This is a genomic window from Sinorhizobium sp. BJ1 (assembly GCF_002531555.1).
GTDB classification, from domain to species: Bacteria; Pseudomonadota; Alphaproteobacteria; order Rhizobiales; family Rhizobiaceae; genus Sinorhizobium; species Sinorhizobium fredii_B.
Map to the genome: position 1 here is coordinate 1 of NZ_NWTH01000027.1, position 19,817 is coordinate 19,817.

Below are 19,817 nucleotides of genomic sequence, written 5' to 3' on the forward strand. Positions count from 1 at the left end.
GCGCCCATCAGGCGGCCGCTCGACGAGCTCACCTCAAAACTAAAATGCAACTGTAATGCTAAGGACGCCTTCGAGGAACTCCCTGGCCTCAGCGCCTTCTACAAAGACGAGGATGGGACCGTCTATCACACCTATTCGACCTATGCCCGTGGGCTGGAGGAAATGGCCGGCACCCTGATGCTTCTTGATCGCGCTCCCAGGGGGCGCAATGAACGCACGAATATGGATTTCGTCCGTCGTCATGATGAATACGAGGACACACCGAAACCACACGCCTGCTGCGACTGAATGGACTTGGCGGCCACCGGCCCTATGTCACGCTCGGTGTCTCGCGGCATCGGGACACAAACTACGGCTACGCAATCGAAAGAGCCCGAAGTCGGGTAAACGACCGTGCGCGAAATCAAGGAGGAAAAAGTGAAATCAGAGCCTCAGGAAGAACACCGTTGGCTGGAACAACTGCTCGGCGAATGGACGTCAGAAGATTCGACCGGAAGCGCCGAGGCGAGCGGCCCATGGGTGGAGAATGTCCGCTCGATGCAAGGCCTCTGGGTGGTTTGTGAAGGGCAAGGCACTATGCCGGACGGGAATCCCGGCCAGACCCTGATGACGCTTGGGTTCAATCCGCTGACCGGTCGCTATGTAGGCACATGGGTCGGCTCCATGATGACCCATATGTGGGTCTATGACGGCGAGATCGAAGACGACGGCAAGACGCTTGCACTGAATTGCGAAGGCCCGGACTTTGAAAATCCCGGCAGATCGGCCAGATACCAGGACAGAATAACGCTGATCGATGCGAACCGCAGGACACTGACGGCCCGCGTCCAGGCCGAAGACGGAAGCTGGAAGGAAATGATGCAGGCGGAGTATCGCCGCCAATAGCTGATGCCACGGCGACCGTTGCGTCGCCCCACCCGGAGGATCGACAATGCATGGGAAATTCATCTGGTACGAACTGATGACGACGGACACGAAGGCTGCGGAGGCCTTCTACAAGAGCGTCGTCGGCTGGTCCGCCCGCAATGCGGACATGCCTGGCATGGACTACACGCTATTCTCCATGGGCGACCACCAGGTGGCCGGTCTGATGACCATGCCCGACGGGGCGCTCGAGATGAAGGTGCCGCCGGCCTGGCTCGGCTATGTCGCGGTCGATGACGTCGACGCGGCCGCCGACAAGCTCGCCGCCGCGGGCGGCACCGTCCACCGCGCGCCGGACGACATTCCCGGCGTCGGCCGCTTCGCGATCGTCACCGACCCCCATGGCGCGGCCTTTGCCCTCTTCAAGGGCGATGGCGAGCCGCCGCCCCCCATGGACCAGATGGCCGCCGGCAATGTGGGCTGGCATGAACTGATGGCCGGCGACCTCGACACGGCCTTCGACTTCTATTCGAAACTGTTCGGCTGGACCAAGGACCAGGCGATGGATATGGGCGAGATGGGCGTTTACCAGATCTTCGCCTTCAACGGCCAGCCGATCGGCGGCATGATGACCAAGCCGAAGGAAATCCCCGCGCCCCCCTACTGGCTCTATTACTTCAACGTCGAGGCGCTGGATGCAGCGATCGATCGGGCCAAGTCCGGCGGTGCGAAGATCATTCAGGAGCCAATGGAAGTGCCCGGCGGCGCCTGGATCGTCCAATGCACCGATCCGCAGGGTGCGCTTTTCGCGCTCGTCGCACCGAAGCGCTGACACGAACGTCGACAGAAGAGAGGGCTCGCGGTACCCGCGAGCCTTTGTCCCTATGCCGACGCCTGCGCTGCCTGACGGTTGAAGCCATTGGGCAACACCGGCGTGACGCGGGCATGGCTGGCAAGAAAGTCGAGAACCGCGCGCACGCGGGAAGGGAGAGCCCCGCCCTGCCCCAGAAAGACGGCGTGAATTTCCTCGAGATCGCCCGGATTCAACTCCTCGAGCACCGGCAGCAGCCGGCCGGCGCGAAGGTCCTCGCGCACGGCGAACTCGGCGAGGCGGGCCAGCCCGGCGCCGGCAAGGGCGAGCTGCCGCAGTCCCTCGCCATCGCTGACCTGCACGCCCCCCGAAGCGGCAAGTACGATCGTTTCGCCCGCATCCCTGAGAGGCCAGCCGTCGACCGCGCGGGCATAGCAGAAGCCAAGCCGGTCATGGGTCCGCAGTTCATCTAGGCTCCTGGGGATGCCCCTTCGTTCCACATAGGAAGGCGCCGCAACGATCATCATCCGCGTCGCGCCGAGCTTGCGGGCGATCAGTGTCGAGCTCTTGAGCGGTCCTGCCCGGACCGCCACATCGGCGCGCGCCTCCATCAGGTCGACGACCGCATCGGTCTGGACGATATCGAGCGTGACGGCCGGAAAGCGGGCGCGGAATTCAGGGACCAGCGGCATCAGGATATGAGTGCCGAAGGACGCATTGACATTCAGCCGCACGCGGCCGGTCGGGCTTTCACCGGCCGAGGCGCAACGCTCCGCCTCGTCGATGTCGGCGAGGACCCGCGTCGTGCGTTCGTAGAAAGCATGCCCCTCCGGCGTAAGCTGCAGCTTACGCGTTGACCGGTTTACCAGCCGGACGCCGAGCCGCTCTTCGAGACGCAGCACGAGCTTGCTAACCGCCGAAGGCGTCATGCGAAAGTGGCGGGCCGCGGCGGAAAAGCCGCCGAGTTCCACTGCCTTGGCGAAGACTTCCATTTCGCCCGAGCGGTTGACCGAGGGTCGCGACATGTGAATTCAACTCACAGATAATGTTCCCGCCGGCAGTCTATATCCAAATCGCCGTCCGCTCCATCCTTCTCGTCGCAAGAATGGCATGAGCACGAAGGAGTTCAAGATGGAATACCGACGGCTTGGTTCGTCCGGATTGAAGGTGCCGGCGCTCAGCTTCGGCGCGGGCACATTCGGTGGCAAGGGTCCGCTTTTCAGCGCCTGGGGCACCACCGCCGAAGCGGAGGCCCGCCGCCTGATCGACATCTGCCTGGAGGCGGGCGTCAATTTTTTCGACACGGCGGACGTCTACTCCGACGGTGACTCCGAGGTCATCCTCGGAGCGGCGGTCAAGGGACGGCGCGACGAGGTGCTCCTGTCGACGAAGATGTCGCTGCCCGTCGGCAACGGACCGAACGATGCCGGCTCGTCCCGCGCGCGCCTCGTCAAAGGCGTCGACGCCGCCCTGAAGCGGCTCGGCACGGACTATATCGACCTGATGCAATTGCACGCCTTCGATGCCGGAACGCCGGTCGAGGAAGTGCTGACGACCCTCGACATGCTCGTGCGCTCCGGCAAGCTGCGCTATGTCGGCGTTTCCAATTTCTCCGGCTGGCAATTGATGAAATCGCTCGCCGCCGCCGACCGGCACGGCTATCCGCGTTACGTCGCCAATCAGGTCTACTACTCTCTCGTCGGTCGGGACTACGAATGGGAACTGATGCCGCTCGGCCTCGACCAGGGGGTCGGCGCGCTTGTCTGGAGCCCGCTCGGCTGGGGTCGGCTGACCGGCAGGATACGCCGTGGCGAGCCGTGGCCGGAGGGAAGCCGACTGCACGACACCGCCGCTTTCGGCCCGCCCGTCGACGACGAAAGGCTCTACGACATCGTCGACGTGCTGGAAGGGATCTCGGAGGAAACCGGCAGGACTGTGCCGCAAATTGCCATCAACTGGCTCCTGCAGCGCCCGACCGTCTCGAGCGTCATTATCGGGGCGCGCAACGAGGAACAATTGCGCCAGAACCTCGGCGCCGTTGGCTGGTCGCTATCGGCCGACCAGGTCGCCCGCCTCGACGCCGCGAGCGCGACGACGGCGCCCTACCCCCACTTCCCCTACTACCGGCAGGAGGGCTTTGCCCGGCTCAATCCACCGCCGGTCTGAGACCAGGATCGCGCCGCTGCCGAAGGCGCAAGGCCCGCCGAAACCATCCCGGTTTCGGCTTGCTTTCTTTGTTCGCATTGCACAAAGTCCTTGCGAATGGCGGGCGAAGGACCCGCCATCGAGGGGAAAAACGCTGTATGTCGATCAAGGCCAGTATCTATCACCTGACCCATTACAAATATGACCGGCCGATAAGGCTCTCGCCGCAGATCATCAGGTTGAAACCGGCCGCTCATTCGAAGACGAAGGTCATCAGCCATTCGCTGAAAGTCTCGCCGGAAAACCATTTCGTCAATCTGCAGCAGGACCCCTACGGCAACTATCTCGCCCGTTACGTCTTTCCCGATCCGGTCACCGAACTGAAGGTCGAAGTCGATCTCGTGGCCGACATGACCGTCTATAATCCCTTCGACTTTTTCGTCGAGGAGGAATCCGAGCACTGGCCGTTCTGCTACCCTGAAGACCTCAGCGAGGATCTGAAGATCTACATGACGCCGGAGCCGATGGGCGAAAGGCTTTCGGCGTTCATGGCAGGCGTGGACCGCTCGCGCCAGCGCACCGTCGACATGGTGGTCGGCCTCAATGCGCGGCTGCAGAAGGAGATCGGCTATGTCATCCGCATGGAGCCGGGCGTGCAGTCGCCGGAGGAGACGCTCGGTGTGGCCAGGGGCTCCTGCCGCGACTCGAGCTGGCTGCTGGTGCAGATCCTGCGCAATCTCGGCTATGCCGCGCGCTTCGTCTCCGGCTATCTCATCCAGCTGACGCCCGACCTGAAGGCGCTCGATGGCCCCTCCGGCACCGAGCACGACTTCACCGACCTTCACGCCTGGGCCGAGGTCTACCTCCCCGGGGCCGGCTGGGTCGGGCTCGATCCGACCTCCGGCCTGCTTACCGGCGAGAGCCACATTCCGCTCGCCGCTACCCCGCACTTCCGGAACGCCGCGCCGATCTCCGGCGGCTTCTTCGGCGATCCGGACACGCAGTCGGATTTCGCCTTCGACATGAAGGTCGCGCGCGTCGCCGAACATCCGCGCATCACCAAGCCTTTTTCCGACGAAAGCTGGGAGGCGCTGAACGCCCTCGGCATCGAGGTCGACCGGGTGCTGGCCGACAACGACGTGCGCCTGACCATGGGCGGCGAGCCGACCTTCGTATCGATCGACGACTTCGAATCCGACGAATGGAACACGGCCGCCGTCGGCCCGACCAAGCGCGAAAAGGCCGACACGCTCATTCGCCGCCTGCGCGAGCGTTTCGCGCCGGGCGGCTTCCTGCACTACGGGCAGGGCAAGTGGTATCCCGGCGAAGGTCTGCCGCGCTGGACCTTCTCGCTCTATTGGCGCCGGGACGGCCTGCCGATCTGGCAGCGACCGGATCTGATTGCCGAGGAACGCGGCAAGCAAGATGTGAGTGAGCGCGACGCCGAGCGCCTGCTGGTCGCCATCGCCGGCGAGCTCGACCTCGCCGCCGACATGGTCGTACCTGCCTATGAGGATCCGGCCGAATGGATCATCAAGGAAGCGAACCTGCCGAACAATGTCGACCCGTCCAACTCGAAGCTGAAGGATCCGGAGGAGCGCAGCCGCCTCGCCCGCGTCTTCGAGCGCGGCCTGACGACGCCAACAGGCTACGCGCTGCCGGTACAGGCCTGGAATTCCCGGGCTACCGGCCGGAAATGGACGAGCGAGAAATGGAAGACCCGGCGCGGCCGTATCTTCCTTGTGCCCGGCGACAGCCCGGTCGGCTACCGCCTGCCGCTCGGTGCCCTGCCCTATATTTCCCCCTCCGCTTATCCCTATATCAATCCTGTCGACCCAACCGTTCCGCGCACGGACCTGCCTAACTTCACCGAAGAGAAGGGTCGCGCCCAACAGTCACGCTTCCAACCGGCCGAGGAGCCGCAAACGCCGCTGCCCGCCGCACGCGACGAGATCGACGGCTCCGTGCGCACCGCGATCACCGTCGAACCGCGCGAAGGCCGGCTCAGTGTCTTCATGCCGCCGACCACGGACATCGAGGAGTATCTGGATCTCATCGCCTCGACCGAACGGGCCGCGGCGGCACTCGGCCTGACCGTCCATATCGAAGGCTATCCGCCGCCGCAGGACGAGCGCATCAACGTCATCCGGGTCGCACCCGACCCGGGCGTGATCGAAGTCAATATCCACCCGGCTTCGACCTGGGGGGAATGCGTCGATATCACCACGGCGATCTACGAGGAGGCGCGCCAGAGCCGGCTCGGTGCCGATAAGTTCATGATCGACGGCCGCCATACGGGAACCGGCGGAGGCAACCACGTGGTGGTCGGCGGCCGTAGCCCCAATGACAGCCCCTTTTTGCGCCGGCCGGATCTTCTGAAGAGCATCGTGCTGCACTGGCAGCGGCATCCCTCTCTCTCCTATATCTTTTCCGGCCTGTTCATCGGACCAACCAGCCAGGCGCCGCGCATCGACGAGGCACGCCATGACTCGCTTTACGAGCTGGAAATCGCCCTTGCCCAGGTGCCGGTGCCCGGCGCGGGCCGCGTGCCGCCGCTGCCATGGCTCGTCGATCGACTGTTCCGCAACCTGCTCGTCGACGTCACCGGCAATACGCACCGCTCGGAGATCTGCATCGACAAGCTCTTCTCGCCCGACGGTCCGACGGGGCGCCTCGGCCTCATCGAGTTCCGCGGCTTCGAGATGCCGCCGAACGCCCGCATGTCGCTCGCCCAGCAATTGCTGGTCCGCGCCCTCATCGCCCGTTTCTGGAAAAACCCGGTCGAAGGCGGTTTCGTGCGCTGGGGCACGGCGCTTCACGACCGCTTCATGCTGCCACACCATGTCTGGCAGGATTTCCTCGATGTTCTCGCTGATCTGAGGGTGCATGGCTTCGACTTCCGGCCGGAATGGTTCGAGGCGCAGCTCGAATTCCGCTTCCCCTTCTGTGGCGAGGTCGAATACGAGGAAGCGAAGCTCGAAATCCGCCAGGCGCTCGAACCTTGGCACGTGATGGGCGAGCAGGGCGCGATCGGCGGCACGGTGCGCTATGTCGATTCGTCAGTCGAGCGTCTCCAGGTGAAGCTCGCAACCGGCAATCCCGATCGCTACATCGTCACCTGCAACGGCCGGCCGGTGCCGCTGTCGAAAACCGGTACGAACGGCATCGCCGTCGCCGGCGTGCGCTACAAGGCCTGGCAGCCGGCAGCCGGCCTGCACCCCGTCTTGCCGGTGAACACTCCCCTTACATTCGACGTTTATGATACATGGTCGAATCGGGCGATCGGCGGCTGCGTCTATCACGTTGCGCATCCCGGCGGGCGTCACTATGAGACCTTTCCGGTCAACGGCAACGAGGCGGAGGCACGCCGGCTGGCGCGCTTTGAACCCTGGGGCCACACGACCGGCATGTATCGGCTGCGACCCGAAACCCCATCGGCGGAGTTTCCCCTGACGCTCGACTTGAGGCGTCCGGCAGGAGTGTAAATGGCGAAGAAACTGGCGGCAGAGGCAATAGGCAACGGGCGTCTCGATGGCGACCCGGCGTTCGGCTATCGCGCCCTGCCGGGCGTCGCCGACGAGATGCTCGACCCGCAGGGCAACGTCCGGCCGGTCTGGCAGCGGCTGCTTGCCGCGCTCGGCCGGATGGACGAAACGGAGCTCGCCAACCGCTTCGCGCGCGCCGACCGCTATCTGCGCGACGCCGGCGTGTTCTATCGCGCCTACGGCAAGGAAGGCACCGAACGAAGCTGGCCGCTGTCACACATTCCGGTGCTGATCGACGAAACCGAATGGGCCGCCGTTTCCGAGGGGTTGATCCAGCGCGCCGAGCTCCTGGAGAAGGTGGTTGCGGATATCTATGCCGAGAACCGCCTTGTCCGCGAAGGCCTGCTGCCGCCGGCGCTCGTCGCCTCCAATCCGCAGTTCCTGCGCCCGCTTGTCGGCGTCGAGCCGGCTGGCGGACATTTCCTGCACTTCTGTACCTTCGAGATCGGGCGTGGCCCCGACGGTAACTGGTGGGTTCTTTCCGACCGGACCGAAGCGCCGTCCGGCGCAGGCTTTGCGCTTGAAAACCGCGTGGCGACGACGCGCGCCTTTTCCAACCTGTACGCCGAAACCCACGTCCACCGCCTGGCGAGCTTCTTCGGAGCGTTCCGCGATACCCTCCAAGCTCAAAAGCTGCATCCGGACGACCGCATTGCCGTTCTCTCGCCGGGCATCGCCAACGAAACCTATTTCGAGCACGCCTATATCGCCCGCTACCTCGGCTTTATGCTGCTCGAAGGCGAAGACCTGACCGTCGTCGGCGGTCGCGTGATGGTGCGCACCGTCGCCGGCCTGAAGCCGATCGGCGTCCTGTGGCGCCGCCTCGACGCCTCGTTCGCCGATCCGCTGGAACTCGATCAATCCTCCCATATCGGCACGCCCGGCCTCGTCGAAGCGCTCCGCGCCGGCTCCGTCTCGATCGTCAACGCAATCGGCTCCGGCATTCTCGAGACGCGTGCCCTCCTCGCCTTCATGCCGACGCTGTGTCGCCATCTGCTCGGAGAAGAGCAGAAGCTGCCGTCGATCGCCACCTGGTGGTGCGGGCAGCAGCCGGAACGCCAGCAGGTCGCGGGCAACATCGAGGGCATGGTCATCGGCCCGGCCTATTCGACGCGCCCCTTTTTCGACGACAACGGGCAATCGGTGCTCGGTGCCTCACTCCGCGACACCGCCAAGGCCTCGGTCGCCGAATGGCTGGCGACAGACGGCGGCAAGCTCGTCGGCCAGGAGGTGGTGACGCTGTCGACGACGCCGGCCTGGGTGCGCGGCAAACTGACACCGCGTCCGATGAGCCTAAGGGTCTTTGCTGCGCGCACCCGCGACGGTTGGCAGATCATGCCGGGCGGCTTCGCCCGCATCGGCTCGGGCGATGACGTGGCGGCAATCGCCATGCAGGCGGGCGGCACGGCCGCCGATGTCTGGATCGTCAGCGACAGGCCGGTCGAGCGCACGACGCTGCTCCCGGCCGAGGAGAGTTTTACCCGCAACCTGCCGGGCAGCCTGCCGAGCCGTGCGGCGGACAATCTCTTCTGGCTCGGCCGCTATATCGAGAGGGCGGAGGGGGCGCTGCGAATCCTGCGCGCCTGGCACAGCCGCTTTGCGGAAGCGGCAGATCCGAACATGCCGCTCCTGAAGGATGTCAGCAGCTATCTCGCCGCCCTCGACATCCGCACGCGCCAGCCGGTGCCCGACAGCCTGCTTGCCAATATCGAAAGCGCGCTCTTCAGCGCCGGCAACATCCGCGACCGGTTCTCTCCCGACGGCTGGCTCGCCCTGAACGACCTGTCGAAGACGGCACGCAAATTCCATGCGACCGTGACGGCCGGCGACGACGCGACCCATGCGATGACCATTCTGCTGCGCAAGCTTGCGGGTTTTGCCGGTCTCGTCCACGAAAACATGTACCGCTTTACTGGCTGGCGGTTCCTGTCGATCGGGCGCTATCTCGAACGCGGTCTGCACATGACGAGGCTGCTCGGGCACATGTCCGGACCGGAGGCTCCGGACGGCGCCTATGACATGCTGCTCGAGATCGGCGACAGCGTCATGACCCATCGCCGGCGCTACAACGTCAATACGGCCGCCTTGACCGTCACCGACCTTTTGGCGCTCGACCCGCTCAACCCACGCTCCGTCCTTTTTCAATTGAACGAGATCAAGAGGGAGGTCGAACTGCTGCCGAACGCCTTCGCCAACGGCCAGATGTCGCCCTTCTACCGGGAGACGATGCGGCTTCACTCCGGCCTCGCGGTGATGACGCCGGAAGCCATGACCGCGCCGGTCTACAAGCGGCTCGAGCAGGATCTCGAAAGACTTTCGGACCTGCTCGCACAAACCTATCTCGGCTGACGGAGAGCGACTGCTCCGATGCTCTATGACATCAACCTGAAGATCACCTACGGTTACGAAGTTCCGGTGAGCGGCGGGCGCCATCTCGTGCGCGTCTTGCCCGCCTCGATCGCGGGCCGCCAGCGTCTGATCGCGGGCTCCGTCACGTTCCAGCCGACGCCCGGCGAGCGGTCCGAAAGCGTCGATTTCTTCGCCAACGCCACCACCTCCATCCTGTTCCGCTCCGTACACGAGAACCTGGTCATTCGCATGCAGGCGCGCGTGCAGGCCGAAGCGATCGCGCTCACCGCCGATTTCTCGCCGCCACTGGCCGGCCTGCCCTCGCAACTCGCCTCCTGCTGGTCGGCCGACGCCGACTCGCCGCACCATTTCATTGGCCCGAGTCCGCTGCTGCCCGAGACGCCGGACATCGCCGCCTATGCGCGCGAAATTGCCGGGGAGGACATGACTGTGCGTCAGATCGGCGTCGCCGTCTGCGAACGCATCCACCGCGATTTCGCCTACGATGCCGAAGCGACCACCGTGACCACGACGCCCGGCGAGGCCTTCAAGCTGAAGCGCGGCGTCTGTCAGGATTTCACGCATGTGATGATCGTGGCGCTGCGCAGCCTCGGCGTTCCGGCCGGCTATGTCAGCGGCTTTCTGAGGACCCTGCCGCCGCCCGGCAAGGAGCGGCTCGAAGGCGCCGACGCGATGCATGCCTGGGTCCGCTTCTGGTGCGGCACAACCGGCGGCTGGATGGAACTCGACCCGACCAACAATATTCCGGCAGGCACCGACCATATCGTCGTCGGCCATGGACGCGACTATGGCGACGTGGCGCCGGTCATCGGCGTGCTGAAAAGCTACGGCAGCCACACAACGGAACAGGCCGTCGACGTCATTCCGGTAGGATGACTGGAACTGGCACAGTTCGCACCATTTTCCGGCAGACCCACCCCCGACGGCGCCCCGCAGAAAACATGGGCTTTCTGGCGGTTCGTTAAGATTGCAGCGATTGCATGAACCGCACGGTAACGCATCATCCACTAGTGTCATAGGCGAGAGGGCACAACGTGTGGGGGTGCACACATATGGGAAGACGGTCCACTATAGGCCGATCCTTCATCCGAATGCTGAAGGATCGGAGCGGCAATTTCGGAATGATGACGGCGGTCGCTGCGCCGCTGCTTTTCGCAGCCGGCGGCGTGTCCATCGACATGGCCAACATGCTGATGACGAAGAACCAGCTCCAGGACGCGACCGACGCGGCCGCTCTGGCGGCGGCTTCGGCGCTTGTTTCCGACGACCAGCCGGATATCGCGGCGGCCAAGGAGCTTGCTCGCAAATTCCTGAAGACCCAGGCCGGCGGCACCACAACGCCCGATGCCCCGGCCGACGGCGAAGATGGAGCCTCCTCCGGCGCTGCCTCGTCGACACCCACGTGGGACGACGTCAACACGGCTGAGGTGAACATCACCGAGACGCCGAACGGCGCGAAGGGAAAGATCTTCCAGGTCACCGTCGTCAACAAGCGCGTCATCGAGTTCAACGCCATGACGCGACTGCTCGGCACGGATTCGATCGAGCTTGAAGCCAGCTCCACGGCGGAAAGCGCCACCGAGACCAAAAACGCGCTGTCGATGTATCTCGTCCTCGACCGGTCCGGCTCGATGGCATGGAAGACGAACACGATCAACACGACAAAAAAGAGCTGCCCCAACTATACGGAGTCAAACTGGAGCAGGTACCCCAATCTGTGGGCGAGCAGCCCCTGCTACGTCACCAAGATCGACGCCCTGAAGACCGCCGTCCGCGACCTGCTGGCGCAATTGCTGGTCGCGGATCCGGATCAGATCTATGTCCGCACCGCGGCGGTCTCCTACAATGCTTCGCAGGATGCGGCGGGAACGCTCGCCTGGGGAACGAGTAACACGGCGAGCTATGTCAATGCGCTGGTTGCGATCGGTGGCACCGCCTCGGGCAGCGCCTTCAAGACGGCCTACCAGAAGGTCAGTGCGGACACGGAAAACACGGCCCATGCCGCCAAGAACGGCCAGGTGCCGACGAAATATATCGTCTTCATGACCGATGGCGAGAACAACTACGCCAATGACGACACGGTTACCAAGCAATGGTGCGACACGGCCAAGGCCAATAAGGTCGAGATCTACAGCGTCGCGTTCATGGCGCCGCAGCGCGGCCAGGAGCTGCTGAGGTATTGCGCCTCCTCGTCCTCGCATTATTACGAGGCCGAGGAAACCGCCGAGCTAGTCGCGGCCTTCAAGGCCATTGGCGAACGCGCCTCGGCCATGATTTCCCGCCTGACGAAATAACCTGAGTCGAAGGAGAGACGCTTATGGATCCTGGGTCGCTTCGGCCCGAAATCATCGCTCTCCGGGTAATTTTGCCATGCCGTTCGGCCTTTGCCGGGCGGCATTTTTCTTGCTCCGAAGGTATTGAAATAGCAGCCTAAGTACGTCCTCGAGTCCCGTTGGCGTTTTCTAATCCATTTAAAAACACCTGTTGCAAGCGCTTCGGATCGATGCATAAATGCCCTGTTCCCGGCCGGTTCGGTCTGCGGTTTTCTGAAATGCAACAAGGGTTTGACAGGTCTCATGATGAATCGGCTCTCCACCAACGAACTGCCGCAGCCGGCCCTGAGATCCTCCGAACCCGGCCAGCTTGCCGTCGAGATTCTTGAGCGCCTCAAATACCGCATCGGCAAGGACCCGAAGGTCGCAAAACCGCACGACTGGCTGACTGCCGCCATTCTGGTCGCCCGCGACCGGATCACCGACAAGTGGATGGAGTCGACGCGCAAGACCTATGCGACCGGGGCGAAGCGGGTCTACTACCTTTCACTCGAATTCCTCATCGGCCGCATGATGCGCGACGCGATGACGAATATCGGCCTTATGGACGAGATGCGTGACGCGCTTGCCTCGCTCGGCGTCGATATCGACGTGGTCGGGCAGCTGGAGCCCGACGCCGCTCTCGGCAATGGCGGCCTCGGGCGCCTTGCCGCCTGTTTCATGGAGTCGATGGCAACCGTCGACGTTCCCGCCTATGGCTACGGCATCCGCTACATGCACGGCCTGTTCCGCCAGCAGATGGCCGATGGCTGGCAGGTCGAACTGCCGGAAACCTGGCTTGCCCATGGCAATCCGTGGGAATTCGAGCGGCGGGAGAGCTCCTACGAGATCGGTTTCGGCGGCGGTGTCGAAACGGTCAATATCGACGAGGAAGTCCAGCGCTACGTCTGGAAGCCGGCGGAGCGGGTAATCGCCACCGCCTTCGACACGCCGGCCGTCGGCTGGCGGGCAAAGCGGGTCAACACGCTGCGTCTCTGGGCTGCGCAGCCGATCGACCCGATCCTGCTCGACGCCTTCAATGCCGGCGACCATATCGGTGCGCTGCGCGAGAGCAACAAGGCGGAGAGCCTGACACGCGTGCTCTATCCGGCCGACGCCACGCCGGCCGGCCAAGAACTGCGCCTCCGGCAGGAATATTTCTTCTCCTCCGCTTCGCTGCAGGACATTCTGCGCCGGCATCTGCAGCAATATCCGGACTTCACCTCACTGCCGGATGCGGTTGCCATCCAGCTCAACGATACCCATCCGGCCGTGTCCGTCGCGGAGCTGGTGCGGCTGCTGACCGACGTCCACGGGCTCGGTTTCGAGGAAGCCTGGGACATCACCCGGCGGACCTTCGCCTACACCAACCACACGCTGCTGCCGGAAGCGCTCGAGAGCTGGCCGGTACCGCTTTTCGAGCGGTTGTTGCCGCGCCACATGCAGATCGTCTACGCGATCAATGCCAAGGTCCTCATCGAGGCGCGCAGGCAGAAGCATGCGACCGACGAGGAGATCCGCAGCATCTCGCTGATTGACGAGACTGGCGAGCGGCGGGTGCGCATGGGCAACCTCGCCTTTGTCGGCTCCCATTCGATCAACGGCGTCTCGGCGCTGCACACCGACCTGATGAAGGAAACGGTGTTTGCCAACCTGCACCGCCTTTACCCGGACCGCATCAACAACAAAACCAACGGCATCACGCCGCGCCGCTGGCTGATGCAGTGCAATCCCGGCCTTTTCGCGTTGATCCGTGACGCGATCGGCGACGAGTTCATCGACAATACCGAGGCGCTGCAGGCCCTCGACGCCTTTGCCGACAAGCCGGACTTCCAGGAACACTTCGCCGCCGTCAAGCGCGCCAACAAGGTGAGGCTGGCGAAGCTGGTCCAGGCGAGCCTCGGCATCAGGCTTGATCCCTCGGCGATGTTCGACATCCAGATCAAGCGCATCCACGAATACAAACGGCAATTGCTCAACATCATCGAGGCGGTGGCGCTCTACGATCAGATTCGCTCGCATCCGGAACTCGACTGGGTGCCGCGCGTCAAGCTCTTCGCCGGCAAGGCGGCGCCGAGCTACCACCACGCCAAGCTGATCATCAAGCTTGCCAACGACGTCGCTCGCGTCATCAACAACGACCCGGCGGTGCGTGGTCTTTTGAAGATCGTCTTCGTCCCCAACTACAACGTCTCGCTCGCCGAGGTGATGGTGCCTGCCGCCGATCTCTCGGAGCAGATCTCGACCGCCGGCATGGAGGCGTCCGGCACCGGCAACATGAAGTTCGGCCTCAACGGCGCCCTGACCATCGGCACGCTCGACGGCGCCAATGTGGAGATGCGCGACTGGGTCGGCGAGGAAAATATCCAGATCTTCGGCATGACCGCCGAGGAGGTGGCGAAGGCACGGGCCGAGGGGCACAACCCGCGTGCCGTCATCGAGAGCTCGCGCGAGCTGTCGCAGGCGCTCCAGGCGATCGCCTCCGGAGTCTTCTCGCCGGACGATCGCAACCGCTTCGCGGGCCTTGTCGACGGGCTCTACAACCATGACTGGTTCATGGTAGCCGCCGATTTCGAAGCCTACGCCAAGGCACAGCGCGAGGTTGACAAACTCTGGACCACCCCATCCGACTGGTATTCGAAGACCATCCGGAACACAGCGCGCATGGGCTGGTTCTCCTCAGACCGCACGATCCGGCAATATGCCGGTGAAATCTGGAGAGCTGGATGACGTCACCGCCCGGCAAGGACGAAACGCCCGCTGCGTCAGGCTTTCTGCCGGCGCAGGAGATTGAGGCAATACTTTCCGGCACCCACAGCGACCCCTTTGCCGTTCTCGGCGTGCACGCCTCCGGCAAGACCTACGTCGCGCGCTGCTTCATTCCCGGCGCGGGAACTGTTGTCACGGAGACCCTATCCGGCAACGACATCGGAGCACTCGAACGGCGCCACGACGCCGGCTTTTTCGAAGGCCCCGTCTCGCTCCGCAAGGGGCAGCCGATCCGCTACCGGGCCCGCAACGAGGGCGGCGAATGGATCGTGCTCGATTCATACAGTTTCGGTCCCGTCCTTGGCCCCATGGACGACTATTACATCCGCGAAGGCTCGCACCTGAGGCTCTTCGACAAGATGGGTGCCCACCCGATCTCGCACGAGGGTGCCGAAGGCTTTCACTTCGCCGTCTGGGCGCCGAACGCGCGGCGCGTTTCGGTCGTCGGCAACTTCAACGATTGGGATGGCCGTCGCCACGTCATGCGGCTGCGCGCCGACACGGGCATCTGGGAGATCTTCATCCCCGGCGTGCCGATCGGCGCCCCTTACAAATACGAGATTCTCGGCAAGGACGGCACGCTGCTGCCGCTGAAGGCCGATCCTTTCGCCCGGCGCTCGGAGCTCCGCCCCGACACCGCATCGGTAACCACGGGCGAAATCGCCCAGGTCTGGGACGACGAGGCGCACCGGCGGCACTGGGAAGAGATCGATCCGCGCCGGCAGCCGATTTCCATCTACGAGGTCCATGCCAGTTCGTGGCAGCGCCGCGACAACGGCGATATGCTGACCTGGGACGAACTGGCCGAGCGGCTGATCCCCTATTGCGTCGACATGGGCTTCACCCATATCGAGTTCCTGCCGATCTCCGAATTCCCCTACGATCCGTCATGGGGCTATCAGACCACCGGTCTTTATTCGCCGACCGCGCGCTTCGGCGAGCCGGAAGGTTTTGCCCGCTTCGTCAATGGCTGCCACAAGGTCGGCATCGGCGTCATTCTCGACTGGGTGCCGGCGCATTTTCCGACCGACGAGCATGGCTTGCGCTGGTTCGACGGTACGGCGCTCTACGAACACGAGGATCCGCGCCAGGGCTTCCATCCCGACTGGAACACGGCGATCTACAATTTCGGCCGCGAGGAGGTCGCCGCCTACCTCGTCAACAACGCCCTCTACTGGGCCGAGAAGTTCCATGTCGACGGCCTCCGCGTCGACGCGGTCGCGTCGATGCTGTATCTCGACTATTCGCGCAAGCACGGCGAATGGGTGCCGAACGAGTACGGCGGCAATGAAAATCTCGAAGCGGTTCGTTTCCTGCAGACGATGAATACCCGCCTCTACGGCATTCATCAGGGCGTTCTGACGATCGCCGAGGAATCGACCTCCTGGCCGAAAGTGTCCCATCCGGTCCATACCGGCGGGCTCGGCTTCGGCTTCAAATGGAACATGGGCTTCATGCACGACACGCTGCAATATCTGTCGCGCGAGCCGGTGCACCGGAAGTTCCACCACAACGACATGACCTTCGGACTGCTCTACGCTTTCAGCGAGAATTTCGTCCTGCCGCTGTCGCATGACGAGGTCGTGCACGGCAAGGGATCGCTGATCGCCAAGATGGCCGGCGACGATTGGCAGAAGTTCGCCAATCTCAGGGCCTATTACGGCTTCATGTGGGGCTATCCGGGCAAGAAGCTGCTCTTCATGGGGCAGGAGTTCGCGCAATGGCGCGAATGGGCGGAAGAGCGCCAGCTCGACTGGAACCTGCTCGAATACAATCTCCACGAAGGCATGCGGCGGCTGGTCCGCGATTTGAACGGCACCTATCGCTCCAAACCGTCGCTGCACGCACGCGATTGCGAGGGCGATGGCTTCGAGTGGCTGATTGCCGACGACCGGGACAATTCGGTCTTCGCCTGGCTCAGAAAAGCCCCGGGCGAGAAGCTGATCGCGGTCGTCACCAATTTCACCCCGGTCTATCGGGAGGGCTACGACGTACCGCTACCGGTCGCAGGACGCTGGAAGGAAATCCTCAACACCGATGCGGAGATCTATGGAGGCAGCGGCAAGGGCAACGGCGGCGCCGTAAATGCGGAAAGGAAATCGAACGGAATGACGATGGCCACAGTGACGCTGCCGCCGCTCGCGACGCTGATGCTCGAGCAGGAATGAGGAGTGGGCCCGGCCGGCACCGCCGGCGGACGGGCTGGAAGGAATCAGGGGCCCGTGAGGCGTCGCAGAAAGCCGCTGGGCGGTCCTCGAAGAACTGATCTTGGGGAGGACAAATGGTGGAAAAACGTACGCAACCTCTGGCTCGTGATGCCATGGCCTATGTTCTCGCCGGCGGTCGTGGCAGTCGGCTGAAGGAACTGACCGACCGGCGTGCCAAGCCGGCCGTCTATTTCGGCGGCAAGGCTCGCATCATCGATTTCGCGCTTTCCAATGCGTTGAATTCGGGTATCCGTCGCATCGGAGTGGCGACCCAGTACAAGGCCCATTCGCTGATCCGGCACCTGCAGCGCGGCTGGAACTTCTTCCGCCCCGAGCGCAACGAGAGCTTCGATATCCTGCCGGCGAGCCAGCGCGTCTCGGAAACGCAATGGTACGAAGGCACCGCCGACGCAGTCTTCCAGAATATCGACATCATCGAGGATCATGGCGTCGAGTACATGGTGATCCTCGCCGGCGATCACATCTACAAGATGGACTACGAGCTGATGCTGCAACAGCACGTCGATTCCGGCGCCGATGTGACGATCGGCTGCCTGGAAGTGCCGCGCATGGAGGCGACGGGCTTCGGTGTCATGCATGTCGACAACGAGGACCGGATCATCGCCTTCGTCGAAAAGCCGGCCGACCCGCCCGCCATCCCGGGTAACCCTGAGATGGCGCTGGCCTCCATGGGCATCTACGTCTTCCACACCAAGTTCCTGATGGACATGCTGCGCCGGGATGCGGCCGATCCGAAATCCAGTCGCGACTTCGGCAAGGACATCATTCCCCATATCGTCGAGCACGGTAAGGCGGTCGCCCACCGCTTCACCCACTCCTGCGTCCGTTCGGACTTCGAACGCGAGGCCTATTGGCGCGACGTCGGCACGATCGACGCCTATTGGCAGGCGAACATCGACCTCACGCACATCACGCCCGAGCTCGACATCTACGACAGCACCTGGCCGATCTGGACTTTTTCCGAAATTAAGCCGCCCGCCAAGTTCGTCCACGACGACGAGGACCGCCGCGGCTCGGCGACCTCCTCGCTCGTCTCGGGAGATTGCATCATCTCGGGCGCAGCGCTCAACAGGAGCCTCTTGTTTACCGGCGTTCGCGTCAATTCATACTCCCGACTCGAAAATGCCGTAGTTCTCCCCGACGTGACGGTCGGGCGGCACTCGATTCTGCGCAATGTCGTCATCGACAGCCGGGTAGTGATCCCGGAAGGGCTGGTCGTCGGCGATGATCCGGAGCTCGACGCCAAGCGCTTCCGCCGGTCCGAAAACGGCGTTTGCCTGATCACGCAAACGATGATCGACAAATTGGGAATGTAGGTCCGCGCGTATGAACATCCTGTCCGTTGCGTCCGAGGTCTACCCGCTGGTCAAGACCGGGGGGCTCGCCGATGTCGTCGGCGCGCTCCCGGCGGCGCTTCTCCCGCACGGCATCCGAACCCGCACGCTGGTGCCTGGCTATCCGGCCGTGCTCCACAAGCTCAAGAAGAAAAAGACCGTCGGCGGCATCGACAATCTGTTCGGTCACCCCGCGACCCTGCTTGCGGCCGAAATCGACGGACTGGATCTGCTCGTACTCGATCAACCGGCGCTCTACGACCGCGACGGCGGGCCCTATCTCGATCCGACCGGGCGCGACTATCCGGACAATTTCCGCCGTTTCGCCGCCCTGTCGCTCGCCGCCGCCGAGATCGCCGGCGACAATGTCGTTCCCGGTTGGAGGCCGGATATCGTCCATGTTCACGACTGGCAGGCGGCGCTGACGCCTGTCTATATGCGCTTCGGTTCGGCGCGGAACATGCCGACGGTGCTGACGATCCACAACATCGCCTTTCAGGGCCAGTTCGGCCCGTCCGTCTTCCCCGAACTCTCCCTGCCGCCCGAAGCGTTCACGACGCCGTTCCTCGAATATTATGGCGATGTCGGATTTCTCAAAGGCGGCCTGCAGACGGCGACGGCGATCATCACCGTCAGTCCCTCCTATGCGCATGAGATCCTGACGCCGGAATTCGGCATGGGGATGGAGGGACTTCTGGCAAGCCGCGTCTTGGACCTGACAGGGATCGTCAACGGCATCGATGTCGACACCTGGAATCCCGAGACGGATCCGAACATTGCCCGAAACTACGGTCCGACCGCGATCAAGCAGCGGGCGGCCAACCGCAAGGCTCTGGAAGAGCGTTTTGGCCTGGACCAGAGCCGCGGTCCGATCTTTTGCGTCATCAGCCGGCTCACCTGGCAAAAAGGCATGGACCTCTTGGCCGAAGTGGCCGACGATATCGTCACGCTCGGCGGCAAGCTTATCGTGCTCGGCTCCGGCGACAGCGCGCTCGAGGGGGCGCTCCTGGCAGCCGCCTCGCGCCACCGCGGCCGCATCGGCATGATAACCGGCTATGACGAGCCGCTGTCGCACCTCATGCAGGCGGGTTCCGATGCGATCCTCATCCCGTCGCGCTTCGAGCCCTGCGGCCTGACGCAGCTCTACGGTCTGCGCTATGGCTGCATACCGATCGTTGCCCGCACCGGCGGACTGACCGACACGGTCATCGACGCCAACGAGGCAGCGCTGTCGGCCCGGGTCGCCACCGGCTTCCAGTTCCGCCCGGTCACCGCCGACGGCTTGCGTCTTGCGATCCGGCGCGCAATGCATGCATACAGCGAGCCGAAAGTGTGGGCGCGCCTGCAGAACCAGGGCATGAAGTCCGACGTTTCCTGGGGCAAGAGTGCGGAACGCTACGCTGCGCTCTACTCCGGTCTTCTCGCGAAAGGCTAAGACA

At 63.7% G+C, this 19,817-nt stretch carries 13 protein-coding genes; 12 read left to right on the forward strand and 1 reads right to left on the reverse strand.

All coding sequences use genetic code 11. The annotated features are described in order from the left end of the window. From CO676_RS26110 to CO676_RS26120, 3 genes are all read left to right on the forward strand, one after another. On the forward strand, positions 1-288 hold a 288-nt coding region (locus tag CO676_RS26110), incomplete at its 5' end, for a DUF899 family protein (RefSeq protein WP_245424470.1). 129 nt (positions 289-417) lie between these two features. Then, positions 418-885, forward strand: a complete 468-nt coding sequence (locus CO676_RS26115; protein ID WP_097523259.1) for a DUF1579 domain-containing protein — start codon at positions 418-420, stop codon at positions 883-885. A gap of 46 nt (positions 886-931) precedes the next feature. Next, positions 932-1,696 (forward strand): VOC family protein, encoded by a 765-nt coding sequence (locus tag CO676_RS26120; RefSeq protein ID WP_014765940.1) that lies wholly within the window; start codon positions 932-934, stop codon positions 1,694-1,696. 50 nt (positions 1,697-1,746) lie between these two features. On the opposite strand, the gene CO676_RS26125 is transcribed toward CO676_RS26120, so the two are convergent. After that, positions 1,747-2,700, reverse strand: coding sequence for a LysR family transcriptional regulator (locus tag CO676_RS26125; protein ID WP_097523214.1), 954 nt, complete (start codon positions 2,698-2,700; stop codon positions 1,747-1,749). A gap of 106 nt (positions 2,701-2,806) precedes the next feature. Here CO676_RS26125 and CO676_RS26130 point away from each other — a divergent pair, with 106 nt between their 5' ends. From CO676_RS26130 to glgA, 9 genes are all read left to right on the forward strand, one after another. After that, positions 2,807-3,841, forward strand: a complete 1,035-nt coding sequence (locus tag CO676_RS26130) for an aldo/keto reductase (protein WP_097523260.1) — start codon at positions 2,807-2,809, stop codon at positions 3,839-3,841. A 137-nt stretch (positions 3,842-3,978) separates the two neighbouring features. Further along, on the forward strand, positions 3,979-7,305 hold the full coding sequence (locus CO676_RS26135) for a transglutaminase family protein (protein WP_097523215.1): 3,327 nt from the start codon (positions 3,979-3,981) through the stop codon (positions 7,303-7,305). Continuing rightward, entirely contained in the window at positions 7,306-9,714 is a 2,409-nt protein-coding gene (locus tag CO676_RS26140) for a circularly permuted type 2 ATP-grasp protein (protein ID WP_097523216.1), read from the forward strand. 18 nt (positions 9,715-9,732) lie between these two features. After that, positions 9,733-10,611, forward strand: coding sequence for a transglutaminase family protein (locus CO676_RS26145; protein ID WP_097523217.1), 879 nt, complete (start codon positions 9,733-9,735; stop codon positions 10,609-10,611). Between the two features lie 176 nt (positions 10,612-10,787). Next, on the forward strand, positions 10,788-12,029 hold the full coding sequence (locus tag CO676_RS26150; protein WP_097523218.1) for a TadE/TadG family type IV pilus assembly protein: 1,242 nt from the start codon (positions 10,788-10,790) through the stop codon (positions 12,027-12,029). A 285-nt stretch (positions 12,030-12,314) separates the two neighbouring features. After that, on the forward strand, positions 12,315-14,777 hold the full coding sequence (locus CO676_RS26155; protein WP_179875653.1) for a glycogen/starch/alpha-glucan phosphorylase: 2,463 nt from the start codon (positions 12,315-12,317) through the stop codon (positions 14,775-14,777). Next, positions 14,774-16,984, forward strand: coding sequence for a 1,4-alpha-glucan branching protein GlgB (gene glgB / locus CO676_RS26160; protein WP_097523220.1), 2,211 nt, complete (start codon positions 14,774-14,776; stop codon positions 16,982-16,984). The genes CO676_RS26155 and glgB overlap by 4 nt, the downstream gene beginning before the upstream one ends. 113 nt (positions 16,985-17,097) lie before the next feature. Continuing rightward, a complete protein-coding gene (glgC, locus tag CO676_RS26165) occupies positions 17,098-18,360 on the forward strand; it encodes a glucose-1-phosphate adenylyltransferase (protein ID WP_097523221.1) in 1,263 nt (420 codons plus the stop codon). Between the two features lie 10 nt (positions 18,361-18,370). Further along, positions 18,371-19,813: a glycogen synthase GlgA gene (glgA, locus tag CO676_RS26170; RefSeq protein WP_097523222.1), complete on the forward strand. Its 1,443-nt coding sequence runs from the start codon at positions 18,371-18,373 to the stop codon at positions 19,811-19,813. Positions 19,814-19,817: the final 4 nt, after the last annotated feature.